Source organism: Fusibacter fontis, assembly GCF_055378735.1.
The window spans coordinates 3,113,709-3,127,645 of the sequence record NZ_AP042445.1; the positions used below are offsets into that span (position 1 = coordinate 3,113,709).

The 13,937-nt window shown below is 38.2% G+C and carries 15 protein-coding genes; 7 read left to right on the forward strand and 8 right to left on the reverse strand.

The window, feature by feature from the left end:
- Positions 1-60: 60 nt before the first annotated feature.
- On the reverse strand, positions 61-1,065 hold the full coding sequence (locus ACZ41W_RS14175) for a permease (RefSeq protein ID WP_464312644.1): 1,005 nt from the start codon (positions 1,063-1,065) through the stop codon (positions 61-63).
- Between the two features lie 14 nt (positions 1,066-1,079).
- Entirely contained in the window at positions 1,080-1,454 is a 375-nt protein-coding gene (locus ACZ41W_RS14180) for an ArsR/SmtB family transcription factor (RefSeq protein ID WP_464312645.1), read from the reverse strand.
- 223 nt (positions 1,455-1,677) lie between these two features.
- On the opposite strand from ACZ41W_RS14180, the gene ACZ41W_RS14185 reads away from it, so the two are divergent.
- Genes ACZ41W_RS14185 through arsB form a run of 4 tightly spaced genes read left to right on the forward strand, consistent with a single transcriptional unit; the run spans position 1,678 to position 5,314 of the window.
- The gene (locus ACZ41W_RS14185; protein WP_464312646.1) at positions 1,678-2,001 is read left to right on the forward strand and encodes an ArsR/SmtB family transcription factor; all 324 of its coding nucleotides are present in this window, start codon (positions 1,678-1,680) and stop codon (positions 1,999-2,001) included.
- The gene (locus ACZ41W_RS14190) at positions 1,998-3,686 is read left to right on the forward strand and encodes an FAD-dependent oxidoreductase (RefSeq protein ID WP_464312647.1); all 1,689 of its coding nucleotides are present in this window, start codon (positions 1,998-2,000) and stop codon (positions 3,684-3,686) included. Before ACZ41W_RS14185 ends, ACZ41W_RS14190 begins: the two co-directional genes overlap by 4 nt.
- Before the next feature lie 18 nt (positions 3,687-3,704).
- Complete coding sequence (locus ACZ41W_RS14195) at positions 3,705-4,232, forward strand: DUF2703 domain-containing protein (RefSeq protein ID WP_464312648.1); 528 nt, start codon at positions 3,705-3,707, stop codon at positions 4,230-4,232.
- 26 nt (positions 4,233-4,258) lie between these two features.
- Positions 4,259-5,314 (forward strand): ACR3 family arsenite efflux transporter, encoded by a 1,056-nt coding sequence (gene arsB / locus ACZ41W_RS14200; RefSeq protein ID WP_464312649.1) that lies wholly within the window; start codon positions 4,259-4,261, stop codon positions 5,312-5,314.
- A 132-nt stretch (positions 5,315-5,446) separates the two neighbouring features.
- Here arsB and ACZ41W_RS14205 read toward each other — a convergent pair whose 3' ends face one another.
- The 4 genes from ACZ41W_RS14205 to ACZ41W_RS14220 form a co-directional block, all read right to left on the reverse strand.
- On the reverse strand, positions 5,447-6,670 hold the full coding sequence (locus ACZ41W_RS14205; RefSeq protein WP_464312650.1) for an NAD(P)/FAD-dependent oxidoreductase: 1,224 nt from the start codon (positions 6,668-6,670) through the stop codon (positions 5,447-5,449).
- Between the two features lie 160 nt (positions 6,671-6,830).
- Positions 6,831-7,391, reverse strand: coding sequence for a YeeE/YedE thiosulfate transporter family protein (locus ACZ41W_RS14210; RefSeq protein WP_464312651.1), 561 nt, complete (start codon positions 7,389-7,391; stop codon positions 6,831-6,833).
- A 44-nt stretch (positions 7,392-7,435) separates the two neighbouring features.
- Complete coding sequence (locus tag ACZ41W_RS14215; RefSeq protein WP_464312652.1) at positions 7,436-7,663, reverse strand: sulfurtransferase TusA family protein; 228 nt, start codon at positions 7,661-7,663, stop codon at positions 7,436-7,438.
- 125 nt (positions 7,664-7,788) lie between these two features.
- A complete protein-coding gene (locus ACZ41W_RS14220) occupies positions 7,789-8,475 on the reverse strand; it encodes a YeeE/YedE thiosulfate transporter family protein (RefSeq protein ID WP_464312653.1) in 687 nt (228 codons plus the stop codon).
- Positions 8,476-8,678: 203 nt separating this feature from the next.
- Here ACZ41W_RS14220 and ACZ41W_RS14225 point away from each other — a divergent pair, with 203 nt between their 5' ends.
- Complete coding sequence (locus ACZ41W_RS14225) at positions 8,679-9,578, forward strand: LysR family transcriptional regulator (RefSeq protein ID WP_464312654.1); 900 nt, start codon at positions 8,679-8,681, stop codon at positions 9,576-9,578.
- Here ACZ41W_RS14225 and ACZ41W_RS14230 read toward each other — a convergent pair.
- The gene (locus ACZ41W_RS14230) at positions 9,575-9,814 is read right to left on the reverse strand and encodes a sulfurtransferase TusA family protein (RefSeq protein WP_464312655.1); all 240 of its coding nucleotides are present in this window, start codon (positions 9,812-9,814) and stop codon (positions 9,575-9,577) included. The genes ACZ41W_RS14225 and ACZ41W_RS14230 overlap by 4 nt on opposite strands.
- A gap of 124 nt (positions 9,815-9,938) precedes the next feature.
- On the opposite strand from ACZ41W_RS14230, the gene ACZ41W_RS14235 reads away from it, so the two are divergent.
- The gene (locus tag ACZ41W_RS14235; protein WP_464312656.1) at positions 9,939-10,640 is read left to right on the forward strand and encodes a glycosyltransferase; all 702 of its coding nucleotides are present in this window, start codon (positions 9,939-9,941) and stop codon (positions 10,638-10,640) included.
- Between the two features lie 164 nt (positions 10,641-10,804).
- Positions 10,805-12,031, forward strand: a complete 1,227-nt coding sequence (locus tag ACZ41W_RS14240) for an ATP-grasp domain-containing protein (RefSeq protein ID WP_464312657.1) — start codon at positions 10,805-10,807, stop codon at positions 12,029-12,031.
- Between the two features lie 70 nt (positions 12,032-12,101).
- Here the strand turns inward: ACZ41W_RS14240 and ACZ41W_RS14245 are convergent, their stop codons facing one another.
- Positions 12,102-13,748: a hypothetical protein gene (locus ACZ41W_RS14245; protein ID WP_464312658.1), complete on the reverse strand. Its 1,647-nt coding sequence runs from the start codon at positions 13,746-13,748 to the stop codon at positions 12,102-12,104.
- Positions 13,749-13,937 lie beyond the last annotated feature (189 nt).

The following is a 13,937-nucleotide window of genomic DNA, read 5'->3' on the forward strand; positions in this document are numbered from 1 at the left end:
CTTCTTTATTAAATAGATTTACATGTTTGTCTATATATAGATATGAAATACATGTCTACCTTACAAAAGCAAATATCCAAACGCATTGAACGTATAACCTATAATGAGAATTCCTATGGTTACAATCCCAGCGAATATCACAAGTAGTCTAGTTTTTACGACTTTTTTGAGTAATATCATCGATGGAAGAGAGAGTGCCGTAACAGCCATCATAAATGAGAGTGCTGTCCCGATTCCGACGCCTTTTAGTACAAGTGCTTCAGCAATTGGAAGTGTTCCAAAGATGTCAGCATACATGGGAACGCCAACAAGTGTCGCTAAAAGCACAGAGTACCATTTATCTTGTCCGAGGACTGCCGATATCACAGACTCCGGGATCCAGTTATGAATTGCTGCGCCAATCCCCACACCGATTAAAATATAGAGCCAAACCTTTCTGATAATCTCAAGCACTTGTTCCTTAGAATACTGCATGCGATCTTTGACCGTTAATTGATCTTGTTCGATTTCCATGAGTTTGTTGCCAAAGACAAAAGGTTCAACATATTTTTCAAGTTTTAATTTGCTGATCAGCGACCCCCCAATAACAGCTAGGATGAGGCCCACAACAACATATGCAAAAGCAATTTTCCAGTTGAAAATACTAGCTAACAGTAACACTGAGGCCAAATCAACCAGTGGTGAAGAAATTAAAAATGAAAATGTGACACCAATAGGCAGCCCCGCGCTTGTAAATCCAATAAAAAGTGGGATGGATGAACAGGAGCAAAATGGGGTAATGGTACCAAGTAGTGCCCCGAGAATATTGGCACTGATGCCGTTAAATCTTCCTAGAATTTTTCTTGTTCGCTCAGGTGGGAAAAAACTTTGAACGTAGGAAATGGTAAAAATAAGTACAGAAAGTAAAATGAATATCTTGATGACATCATAAATAAAAAAGTGGATGCTACCGCCAAGTCGTTCACCTGTATCAAGGCCTAAAATATCTTCAACAAGATAATTTACGAGGTCAGATAACCACTGCATTTTAAGTAACTGCGTATTGAGCCATGTGAAAATAAACATAATTTACATCTCCTTTATTGAGTTTCAAAAGTAATATTGCACAGACTCGAATAGGTGTCTTTATGAACAAGCCGTTCTGAGTCCATTTTAAGCTGAGGATATATGTCAAGATGTTCTATAATAGGCTGAAGCGCTTGAATCAACAGAACATGTTCTTTTTTTAGGGAATAAAAGACAAATTTTTCTCTTCGCTCATCCGTGACTAAATTTAAATCTCTTAATTTTGAAAGATTCTTCGATACTCTAGATTGAGGCATATTTAAAACGCCACATATTTCGCAAACGCACAAATCTTGTTGGTATAGCAGAACCATCATTCTAAGTCTTGATTCATCAGATAGCAGTTTAAAGATATTGGTTAGTTGATTTATACTGGTTAATTGATTCATATGGAGTCTCCTCGTACAAATTATCAAATACACATATTCGCATATGGGAATATGATTAGTTTACGCTTGTAAGTGAATAATGTCAATTATGAAATTTGCAGATTTGTAGTATAAACTTTGCAGATTGTAACTATAAAAATCACATATTGACATTTATCGATATGACTGATAAGCTTAAATCAACAAACTTAAATCGATAAACGTCGATGTGAGGAGAACAATGATGTCAACGACATATGAAAAGAACGCAAAAATCTTTAAAGCTTTTTGTGACGAAAACAGGCTAAGAATCCTCGAATTGCTTCAAAGTGGCGAAAAATGTGCATGTACATTACAGGATGAATTGCCCATTGGACAGTCAACACTTTCGCATCATATGAAATTACTTATCGAAAGTGGCGTTGTGCAGGTGAGAAAAGACAAGAAGTGGTCCTATTATTCACTATCAGAAACGGGTTCAAAAGACGCACTAGAAATATTAAATGAGATTCTTACAAAAAAATATACACATCAAGTACAATGTGCTTGTGAACGGGAGGTTTTATGAGAATTGTTGTGATTGGCGCGGTGGCTGCAGGCACTTCAGCAGCAGCAAAAGCAAGAAGAAATGATGATCATGCTGAGATCGTCATCTATGAAAGAGATCGAGACATTTCCTATTCAGGCTGTGGGCTTCCGTACTATATAGGGGGCAAAATCCCAAATCTAGAAGAATTGACACCACGAGATGCCAAATTTTTCAAATCAAAGTACGATATTGACGTAAAAACTGAACATGAAGTTGTCAACATCCAGCCAGATTCTAAAACTTTAGAGATTAAAAATCTCGTTACAGGCGAAATGATTCGAGATTCTTATGATAAATTGGTCATTGCAACAGGTGCAACGCCATTTATTCCTAAAATAGAAGGTATTGACTTAGAACATGTATTTTTCCTTAGAAATGTTCAAAATGCCGTTGCAATTAAGACCTTCATCGATAAAAAACACCCCCAACATGCTGTCATCGCTGGAACTGGGTTTATTGGATTTGAAGTTTTAGAAAACTTGATGCATCAAAACATTAAGACAACCATCGTTGAGGTGGCAAACAAAATTACCCCTAATTTAGATCAGGACATGGCAGATTTACTTGAAAATATCTTACTCAAAAAAGGTATTAATCTCATTAAAAACACAGGAATCAGTCAAATTGCTGAAAATGAAGTAATTCTTGCAAGTGGTGACAGATTAAAGGCGGATATGGTGATCTTAGCCACTGGTGTGAGGCCCAATACGACACTTGCAAGTAGCATTGGAGTTGAACTTGGAAAAACTGGCGCCATCAAAGTGGATGCACAGATGCAAACCAGTGTTGAAGGTGTTTACGCATGTGGAGATTGTATTGAGACGTTTTCAGCTATTACAGGTAAACCAGTCTATCGACCGCTGGGTTCAACTGCGAATAAAACAGGTAGAATTGCAGGTGATGCATTGACTGGCGGTCCTTTACGCTATCAAGGAAATCTAAGTACGGGGATTTTTAAGCTGTTTGATTTGACAATAGCTTCAACAGGTCTGTCAGAAAAAGAGGCTTTAGATGAAGGCTTTAACATTGAAATTTCCCACAATATTAAACCAGATAAACCAAGTTACTTTCAAGGCGAAGAGATGGTGATTAAAGCCATTGCAGATCGCAAAACACAGAGGTTATTAGGAGTACAAATTATAGGAACAACGGGTGTAGATAAGCGAATAGACGTATTTGCAACGCTTATAACGTATAAAGCAAAGGTGGATGAACTCTTTCATTTGGATCTAGCGTATGCACCTCCATTTTCTACAACGAAAGATCCCGTACATTATACTGGGATGATTTTAGATAACGCTTTAAACCATGGTCGTCCCATCATCACTTCAAACGAAGTGAGACACAGTGAGAAGGAACTACAAATCATTGACGCTAGAAGCCAGGAGGATTACGACAAGAAAGGGCATGTGGAAGGGGCTGTGAATATTCCCCATGCAAAGATCAGAGAAGCACTTAAAAATCTGGATCCTGAAAAAGCCACTGTGACATATTGTAATAAAGGTGTTACGGGCAATGCAGCTCAAAATATTTTGATCCATCATGGCTTTAAAACCGTGTACAACTTATCAGGTGGACATCAGTTTTATAAAAGTACAAAGATAGACAACAAAGAAAATGCAATAGATGCAACCAAAAAGGAAGAACTCAAAAAAAGTGAATAAGAAAATTGGAGGACTGTGATGATAGCAACCATTGAACCAAATCTGGAAAAAATTGTTACGATTGATTTCTTGTATCTCGATTTAAATACATGTGATCGATGTCAAGAAACTGAGACGCATTTAGATCAAGCCATCCATATTTTTGAACCAGTTTCTAAATGCTTGAATTACAAAGTTATCGTTAATAAAGTGAATGTTGACACAAAAGAATTAGCGGAATTTTATCGATTTGAAAGTTCACCGACAATTCGAGTAAACGGGATGGACATTTTAGGTGCAATACAAGAGAATCTGTGTACAGATTGCAGTTCAATAAGCGGTCAAGAAACGTCTTGCCGAGTTTTTAAATATGATGGAAAATTTTTCACAGAACCCCCTATATCAATGATTCTGGAAGGAATCTTCAGTGTGATATTTAATCGTGAAGTTGTACAACTTTGTAAAACTCATGAGCAATATGTATTACCTGAAAATCTAGAAATGTTTTATTCTAGTAAGAAGAAAAAAGCAGCTAAGTGTGCATGTCTAAATTCAGGATGCTGCTGATGCATCTCAATAAGTGGAGGACAGTGATGACAAAAGAAAAAATGCAAGGCATTAGTTTTTTCGAAAAATATCTGACGGTATGGGTTGTACTTTGTATGGCGATTGGAATTTTTATAGGCAAGTATTTGCCAGAAGTTCCAGAATTTTTAGGAAAATTTGAGTATGCAAAAGTGTCAATTCCCATCGCGATTCTCATATGGCTGATGATCTATCCGATGATGCTTAAAGTGGATTTTCATAGTGTCAAAAACGTAGGGAAGAATCCAAAAGGACTCTACGTAACGTGGATCACCAACTGGCTCATTAAGCCGTTTACAATGTTTGGAATTGCTTATTTCTTCTTTTATATGGTATTTAAAGCGTGGATTCCTGCTGACTTGGCGAAAGATTATTTAGCAGGCGCTATATTGCTTGGTGCTGCACCTTGTACGGCGATGGTTTTTGTTTGGAGTCATCTTACAAAAGGCAATCCTGCCTATACAGTGGTTCAAGTAGCAACCAATGATCTCATTATTTTAGTGGCATTTACACCGATTGTAGCATTCCTGTTAGGTGTCGGTGGGGTATCTATTCCTTGGGATACGCTGATACTATCAGTTGTACTCTTTGTGGTGGTACCACTCAGTGCAGGTGTCGTCACTCGAAATGTCATCACGAAAAATAGAGGACTGGATTATTTTCAAAATACGTTTATACCAAAATTTAAACATATTACGATCGCAGGATTATTACTGACGTTGATCATTATATTTTCATTCCAAGGCAATGTCATTATCGAGAATCCACTTCATATCTTACTGATTGCGATCCCACTGACACTTCAGACGTTCTTGATTTTTTTCATTGCCTATATTGCAAGTCGATTGCTGAAACTGCCCCATGATATTGCCGCGCCCGCTGGAATGATTGGCGCTTCAAATTTCTTTGAATTAGCAGTGGCTGTTGCGATTTCACTCTTTGGATCGAATAGTCCTGTTGCACTTGCCACTATTGTGGGTGTATTAGTGGAAGTTCCAGTGATACTTATCCTAGTAAAAATCGCAAATTCGACAAAAGGTTGGTTCAAGGAAAAGGTGAACTAAACTGAATTCAGCTTACACACGTAAAGTAGTCATGATGCAAATTCCACAAATAAAAAGGTGTTATGCCCCGTATTTGATAAATAGGGCATAACACCTTTTCGATTTTATAGCATACTTTTTATCATTTGTTTTTTACAACTTGCTTTTTATCAGCGCTGCATCTAAATCATAGAGTTTATCTGTAATTTTCCCACCATGTGTGATGACGATAGCAGGTGTTTGAGCGACATCTAATTTAACGGCAAGTCCATTGGATTTATAGATATCAATGCGATTGACTGCGATAGTGCCTGCTTTTTCCGTTTCAATCGATTCAATCGTCGATAGAAATTCTCTTGAAGCAGCATCGATTGCATTGTAAACATAGATCAGACCTGGTTTTTCGCTTTGCATGATTTTATGGTCAAAGATTTCCTTTTCAGCGATGAATCTTTCTGCAGCTGTACCGGCAATTGCGCCATCGCCAACAGCTGTTGCGATTTGTTTGAGCCATTTATCGGTTACATCACCAATTGCATAGACGCCCTCAATGGATGTCTCTTTCTTTTCGTTGACTGTGATATACTTGTGACGCGTCAGTGGTAATTGTTCTTCAAAGAGTTCAGTGTTAGGTAAATAGCCGATAAACTCAAAACAATTATCACAGTCTACCGGGATTTCTTCATCAGTTTTCACGTTTCGTAGAACCACGCGTTCAAGGTGTTCAGAGCCTTCAAAGCGCTTCACGACACTGTTCCAAATAAATTTCATCTTTGGATTTGCAAGCGCTGCTTCTTTTGCGATTTCGTTACAGTCCATGATGCCTTCATCGTGCATAACCGATACCGTTACTTGTCGGGCAAATTTCGTTAAGAACATGCCTTCTTCAATGGCAGCATCGCCAGAACCGATGACAACAACGTGTTTATCTGTATTTGAAGCAGCATCACAAGTTGCACAGAAGCTAATGCCTTTATCAAATAAGAATTCCTCTTCGCGTTCCGCGCCAGTTGTTCTTGGTCGACCACCGGTTGCAATGATCACGACTTTTGCAAGATACTTATTTCTGAAGGTTTCAACAACTTTTTCTTCGCCTTCAAGCGTTACACTTGAAACTGCTGTAAGTTTAAATTGAACGCCCATGTTTTTCGCTTGCTCTTTCATTAAATTCGTAATGGCTTCACCCTTTGGTGCATCAGGGAAACCTGGATAATTTGCTATTTCATTGGTATATGTGGCAAGACCACCCACCAATGCCTTTTCTAAAAGGAGTGTTTTGAGTCTCGCTCTACCAGCGTAAATAGCGGCACTTAAACCAGCTGGACCTCCTCCAATAATCACGACATCGTAGTTTTCGATGATTTTTTCTCTCGACATGACAAACTCCTTATCATCCATCAGAATATAAAATTGGAACTGCGAATCAACTCGATTTGAATCATATCAAATGAGCAGTTGAATCGATTGATTTCTCTCAATATGTCCTTAATAAGAGGAGAGTTGATCATCTGTTATTAAAATGATCAACTCATCACATTTACATAAAGAATTTCACTAACAACTTACTCCCTACAACTGCACCTGCAAACATTCCAATTGCAAAAACCCAACCGGAAAGTGATAAAGATGCAATTCCGCCGAATAAAGCGCCGATATTACAACCAAATGCAAGTCTTGCGCCATAACCCATCATAGTGCCGCCAATGACTGCTGCGAGCACTTGTTTATAAGACTTGATTTTTTTGAGTTTGAAACCGGATGCCAGTAGAGTCGCTGCAAGTGCGCCAAAGATGATACCAAAGTTTCTCCATGAGTCTGGATGATTGAGCAATCCGCCATCTAAAGTTGCTTGAGCACCAGGGCTTGCAAAATAGTACCATTTATCAACACTACCGCCAACCGCTTCAAATAACCAAGCACCCCATACTGCAAATGGGCCAGAAACACCCCAAGGATTTTTGGTTACTGCAAGCGTGACAATCTGAAAAAGTGCTAACAGAACAGCGGCTGTAACGTAGGTAAAGGGATTTTTTAACCATCTAATGTAGTATTCATTTGACTTCATTTTGTCAAAGAATTTTTCTTTTTTCTTTTCCAAGTGTTACACCTCCAAATTATGGTGTGAAGTTTGTACTCAAAGGACTATTTGTTTTTTTCGATGATAACTTCCCATTCTCCGTCATCTACTTCTTCTACTTCAACATTATAGCCTTCTTTTCTTGCCCACTCAGGCACATTTTTCATCGCACAACTGTGATCGATTTGAACGATTAATACATCGCCTACTTCAAGTTCAGCCATTTTATTTTGTGTTTTTACTAATGGAACAGGACAAGCTTCGCCATAGCAATCTAACATAACTTCTTTCATAATAAAATCCTCCTAAATTATTTGATCATTTCAGTTTCTTTTGATTTTCACCTTTTGATTGTCTATTTAATAGTAATTTTTAAAGTTTTAAAATACACATCAATCCATTTAATGTGAACCACTAATTAATGGGAACCACTACGTTTTTTTTCATATTTTTCAGCTAGTACATAGAGCGCTAACAAAACCAATAATTGAAGAACAACTGCACCTAACCATCCAAAAATATCTGGAAGAAATACACTTGGTCCTTTTGAGATGAATACTTCTTTCCACCATCCAAAATCGTGTGCGCCCCATAAAGAGCCGACGATAAAGAATAGGAAAGCAATCATATTCATGATAAAACCTTCACCAACACGCATCAATGTTCCAGAGGCACAACCGCCAGCGATGACCATCCCGATTCCGAAGATAAATGCCCCGATAAAAGTAGCTGGGCTAATCGGTACTACATAACTCATGCCTGGAACTGGTAAATCAGCGACTGCATAGCCATACTTAATCGCAGTAAAGCCAATCGTTGTCACAGCAAATGCCACGATGACAGCCCGAGTAATGGACGTACTACCGGTTAAATACGGATCTCGCATGGAAGCCGTAAAGCAAAATCTGCCTTTTTGTAGGATAAATCCGAAAATCGAACCTGTTATCCAGAAAAAAGATACCGTTGAAGAAGCTTTTACATTGAGAAATATGGCAACTACAATGATAAAAGCAACTGTTAAAAATCCAAACGGAATTTGATTTTTTTTAGGCTTTCGATTTACTGAAGAGCGTCTTGATGCTGCTGTTGTATTTTGTTCAGCCATTTTTTCACACTCCTAAATTAAAAGTTTGCTATACTCTTAACAATCTCACACCATAATGATACCATTATTTTCGTGAACTTATTCACAACAGTTTCAAAAGCAGTATAAGAAAAACCGATGACGAAAAAAAAGACTTAATAAATTTGATTTTCATGATAAAGTAGTAATAAAAGAATGAGAGAAATTTTCAATAGGGGTGGACTATGAATTTACTTGCATTAGAGTATTTTAGAGAAGTTGTCGAGACGAAAAGTATCTCAAAAGTAGCCAATAATCGCCATATTTCCCAATCTGCTTTAAGTCAAAATATTCAAAAGTTAGAGGATGAACTTGGGTTTATTTTACTCGATCGGAGCAATAAAGGCGTCGAACCTACTGAAGCAGGACGCATCCTTTTTAAGTACTCAGGTACGATGACGCGCATCTACGACAAGATGAAAGAGGAGCTTGAGGCACTCAAGTACAGCGTTGAAAATGTTCGGATTAACGGAAATTTGTCACTTGTGGATTACTCGCTCCCTTGTGTTCTTTATAAGGTCAAAAAAAAGCATCCCAATTATAATTTTGAGATGCATGCGCGATCGACCAACGATTCCATTAACGATTTAATTAACGGATTGACGGATCTTTGTTTTATCACAGAAGAACCAACAGATGATCGATTGGAATTTTCTTATATCGGGAAAGAACGCGTCGTACTCGTTGCCAATAGAGAATCTCATATCCCAAATGTAATCGATGTTCAGCAGCTTAAAAATTATGAGATGATCTTACTGGATGACGAATCCATGACGATTTCAGCTTTTATTAAACACAAACTTAAGCATGTGGGGATGACCTTAGAACAGATGCAAATCATGTTTAAAGTCGACTCGATACCTGCAGCAAAATCATCCGTTAACAACCGCTTGGGCGTGTGCTTTTTACCTTACATGGCAGTAAAAAAAGAACTTTACGAGAAAAAATATAAAATCATTGAAGTGAATAATTTTAGTTTAGACTATGCCATTTATACCGTTGCACAAAAGAAAAACAACCGCAGTAAAGCGGTTGATGATGTTTATCGCTATTTTGTTGAAAATGGTGAAAAGGATTTTTGTTAAATCGTAACGACAATTTCCCATACGCCATTCATCACTTCTTCGATTTCGTATTTGACAGAAGTGTGATCGAGGTATTCGTGGATGGATTCAATCACACAACTATGATCGACCACCATTTTTAAAGACTCTCCAGGAGCGAGATGCTCTAAAGCGGATTTGAGTTTAATCAAGGGAATCGGACAAATATCTCCAAAACAATCGATGGTGTGATCGTCAGACGGTTGGGATGGGCGCATGTAAACCTCCTTAAAGTAATCGCATAAGCTTAATTAGTTTGAATCATATAAATCTCAATAGGATAATCTTAGATAGTTAAAGTATAGCACAATCATTTAGAAATGGCATAAATTGAGGTATAAAATGAAATTATCCATCGTCATTCCCGTCTACAATAGTTCTGATTCTTTAAGGCTAATCCTTCAAGAAATCGAGCATGTCACGCATAAGTTAAGTGAAAATGAAGATTATGAAGTGATTTTCGTCGATGACGGCAGTCCTTCACCCAGAACAAAAGAAGCTTTAAATCAATTAGCTTTAGAATTTCCAAGGCTTGTAAAAGTGTTTACCATGAATGAAAATATTGGACAACAAGCGGCTCTATATCAGGGATTGCTCCAATGTTCTGGAGAGTATGCACTGACGATTGACGATGATCTTCAGCATGATTTTTCAGCCATTGAGGCGTTTTATCAAAAAGCAAAAGAAGGCGCTGACCTCTCTTTTGGCATCTATGAAGCGTATGGTGATGGTCCAAGTCGTGAGTGGGGATCCAAGATTATAGGCGCTTTTTTCAAGTGGCGTTATCAACAGTTAGGTGGAAAACGGGTGAGCAGTATGCGTTTTATCCACAGGTCGGTTTACGAAAGACTTCCAAAGAAAATGCCGAAATTTGTCTATTTAAGTGCTGAACTCATTCCGTTTGCGCAAAAAATTGAGAATATTACCGTGACAAGGCGTGCGCGTGTTTATGGAAAGTCAGGCTATACGCTTAGAAAATGCGTCAAGATTGGACTTCAGTTAACTTGGTATTACGGAATTTTAAATCGCAAAAAGCAAGACTAATAGATAGACTAAAAGATAGTAAACATACAAGTACAAAACCATAACGTATTAAATTATAATTTGCACAACTATAATGTATAAAACTATAATTTGCACAACTATAATGTACAAAAAAATAGAAGTTTGACTTAATTCAGTTCTGAGTACGAAAAGAGAGGCTTTTTATGAAAAGAATCATGATGGTGGGGGCCGGAAGTTGCCAAATACATGCAATTAAGAAAATGAAAGAAGCAGGGCATTATGTCATCGCCGTTGATTACAATGAATGGACAGAGGGAAAATCATTGGCAGATGCAAGTATTTTAGCAGATGCTTTTAGTGCTGAGGAGGTATATCAACAAGCAAAACACCTTCAAATTGACGGCATCATGACAGTTGGAACGGATCAACCTGTGTATACTGTTGCTCAAGTTGCAGAAAAATTGAATTTGCCTAAATTTATAGATTCTGAAACGGCTCTATGGGTGACCAATAAAAAAGAGATGAAACAAAGAATGGCGCGATTTAAACTACCAACCGTGCCGTTTGCATTTGTATCGGAGACGTTTAACTCCGCTTTGCTGATGCATATTAAGCCACCTTATGTGATTAAGCCCATTGATTCGCAAGGTCAAAGGGGCATCTTTAAAGTGGATACTATAGACGAGATTCGCAGTAAGTTTAGAGACGTCATTCGCCATTCGCGTGCAGATGAAATCTTAGTCGAACATTTTTATGATAGTACCGAAATAACGGTGAGTGGTTGGGTTGAAAGTGGACACGTGAACGTCTTAACTGTCACAGATCGCGTGACATTTCCAAGCGATGAAAAAATAGGTGTTTGTATAGCGCATCGCTATCCTTCTGTGCATCAATCGACACATGGAGAAAAAATCGAGGATTTAACTAAGCGGCTGTGCGTGCATTTTGGCATTGAAAATGGACCGATTTATTTCCAATTTCTCATCGGCGATCAAGGCATTATGGTCAATGAAATTGCCTGTCGTTTAGGTGGTGCTTACGAAGATGTGACGATTCCATATGCTACGGGTGTAGATGTATTGAGGTTAAATATCTTAGGGAGTTATGAGCGACAAGTAAAATTCCCTAAAATAACACAGACTTCTCTGAAACCCTTTAATACACAGTTATTCTTTTGCCGCTCTGGAAATATCGTGAATATGACACCGCTACAAAAGTTGAAATCATTGCCATTTGTGCTGGATGCAGGTTATAACTACCACATTGGCGATACAATCGAACCCATTGAAAATGCCTCACAACGCGCAGGGTATTTTATCGTCGTTGGCGATACCGTTGCTGAAGTAGAGGCAAATATTCAAAAGGTCTATGACCTGCTCGTATTTAAAAGCGAAACAGGTGAGAATTTAGTAATGCGCTATAGCTTGTAATCAGATATCGTTTTAGATGTGTGATAGCTTATGATGTGATGTAGTGCGTCATGCGTTATGGTTTTTAATGTTAGTATTGTACTTTATAGATGGTCGTCTTCCATGGGTAGGTGCCTGAAAATCGCGCGATTCTCATGGCGTAAATTGGATTGTCAAACTCGGCAACTTTGATGGTCCGTTGCTCAATAAATGCCATCATGTCATCATAGTAGCGATTGTTCACATAGAGAAAATCCCATTTTGGTGAGGTTCGATGGATGTAGTGCATTTCGTCGGATACCAAAATATACTCAATGTGTCGGTCTTCAATATACGATTCAAATGAGTCATCATGTGAGTCGAGATACCCAAGATTGCGATAGTCGTAAAAACGATGGGCGTTAAAGGCCTCTAATGTATTGAGATTGGCAAGTACCACCGCGTCATTTGGAACGAACTCGTTAATCGTATGGATCATCTCTGCGTATGTGTTCTGATAAAAATGTTGTCGCTCGTACGACTTAAAGTTCCCATATGAGTTGATGCCCCACGTGATTACAAGCATGACACCTATGCTGACTGAGATAATTTTTGAAGTCCTCCTCGTAATTCGAGAGGGCTTTTTTTGATGTTCCAATATCATCTCAAGGCATAACAGCGCCATTAAAATGAGCCAAGGTATCATGAAAATCACAGCGGTTTGATTGTATCTTCCGATGATAAAGAGACCAAGTGCAATGGATATGACCCAAATCATCGGTATAAATGCACGAAAATCGCGCGTTTTTATCTTGTTGAAAACGGAGACGATGTATAATACAAACCAGTAAATTGTCAATCCTAAGAGTAAAATCAATTGGTGACGAATATCAAATAAATCATATGTTCCACCGATTTGACGGTAGAGTTTGATCCAGTACCATAAGAATCCTGTCACCCGTCCGTCAAGCGGTGCATCCACACCAAGAGCTGAACCGTATTGAAAGTAGCCCGACAGAAAATGTGGTGACATGAGATAACCGATGAGTAAATATCCTAAAACGCCAATACTTGTATAGAAAATCAGTTTAAACAGTGGTACAAGAGACTCTTGATCGTACAGCCATTTTCCAAACAAAATACCAGAAAACCCCAGTCCAATCAGAAAACTATTGGGGTGGATGCCCATGGAGAGTAGGATGATGAGCGCCAGATAACGCACGTCTGAAGTGGCATGTGAAATCAAATAGTAACTGCCGATCAGCATGAGGAGAAGAATGAGCATTTCTTGTCTGCCTAGATGCGAGGCGTAGATGAACTGAATATCAAGCACCATGAGAAGCAGTCCGGTTAGGACCATCCAAGGAGATTTGAACAACTTTTCAAGAATTTTTTTAAAGAAGATGAGTGCAAAAACAGATGCGATAAGAGACACCAGTCTCACGATAAAAACATGGTCATAGATCACGAGACCAGAACCGATGATGAGGTTGTAAAGCCATCTGAACGGGTGAATCACTCTCGGATAAAGGTCGAAAAACGGTTCTGTGATGGCGAAGCTCTTTTGACCAATCATTTCGCAAGCAATGCCTTTTAACCAGATTTCGTCTGAATGAACTACGGGAAATCCCATTAAGAAAAGTCCGTTAATGACAAAATAAATGGGTATAAGAGAAAATGATAGCCAATTTATCATGATATCTATTGCATGGTTTTTGTTATGGTCTTTGATTTTATTGAGAAATTTGACGGTTTTCATGATTGAAACACCTCACGACTTTTTATCATCATAAATCAAATTAAGAAATTTGTATAGCGCTGCAGAAAGAGTGTGTTAAAATTCTGTCATTCTAATACGAAATAGTACATAAGTAAATACGATAGCAAAATCATGAAAGGTTCAATTATAATGGAGCTGTAGATGGACACATTTATAGGCTATGCTATA

Bases quoted from the DNA above. Each gene is read 5' to 3' on its own strand.
- ACZ41W_RS14175 (WP_464312644.1), bottom strand. From the start codon at position 1,065: ATGTTTATTTTCACATGGCTCAATACGCAGTTACTTAAAATGCAGTGG.
- ACZ41W_RS14180 (WP_464312645.1), bottom strand. From the start codon at position 1,454: ATGAATCAATTAACCAGTATAAATCAACTAACCAATATCTTTAAACTG.
- ACZ41W_RS14185 (WP_464312646.1), top strand. From the start codon at position 1,678: ATGTCAACGACATATGAAAAGAACGCAAAAATCTTTAAAGCTTTTTGT.
- ACZ41W_RS14190 (WP_464312647.1), top strand. From the start codon at position 1,998: ATGAGAATTGTTGTGATTGGCGCGGTGGCTGCAGGCACTTCAGCAGCA.
- ACZ41W_RS14195 (WP_464312648.1), top strand. From the start codon at position 3,705: ATGATAGCAACCATTGAACCAAATCTGGAAAAAATTGTTACGATTGAT.
- arsB (WP_464312649.1), top strand. From the start codon at position 4,259: ATGACAAAAGAAAAAATGCAAGGCATTAGTTTTTTCGAAAAATATCTG.
- ACZ41W_RS14205 (WP_464312650.1), bottom strand. From the start codon at position 6,670: ATGTCGAGAGAAAAAATCATCGAAAACTACGATGTCGTGATTATTGGA.
- ACZ41W_RS14215 (WP_464312652.1), bottom strand. From the start codon at position 7,663: ATGAAAGAAGTTATGTTAGATTGCTATGGCGAAGCTTGTCCTGTTCCA.
- ACZ41W_RS14220 (WP_464312653.1), bottom strand. From the start codon at position 8,475: ATGGCTGAACAAAATACAACAGCAGCATCAAGACGCTCTTCAGTAAAT.
- ACZ41W_RS14225 (WP_464312654.1), top strand. From the start codon at position 8,679: ATGAATTTACTTGCATTAGAGTATTTTAGAGAAGTTGTCGAGACGAAA.
- ACZ41W_RS14230 (WP_464312655.1), bottom strand. From the start codon at position 9,814: ATGCGCCCATCCCAACCGTCTGACGATCACACCATCGATTGTTTTGGA.
- ACZ41W_RS14235 (WP_464312656.1), top strand. From the start codon at position 9,939: ATGAAATTATCCATCGTCATTCCCGTCTACAATAGTTCTGATTCTTTA.
- ACZ41W_RS14240 (WP_464312657.1), top strand. From the start codon at position 10,805: ATGAAAAGAATCATGATGGTGGGGGCCGGAAGTTGCCAAATACATGCA.
- ACZ41W_RS14245 (WP_464312658.1), bottom strand. From the start codon at position 13,748: ATGAAAACCGTCAAATTTCTCAATAAAATCAAAGACCATAACAAAAAC.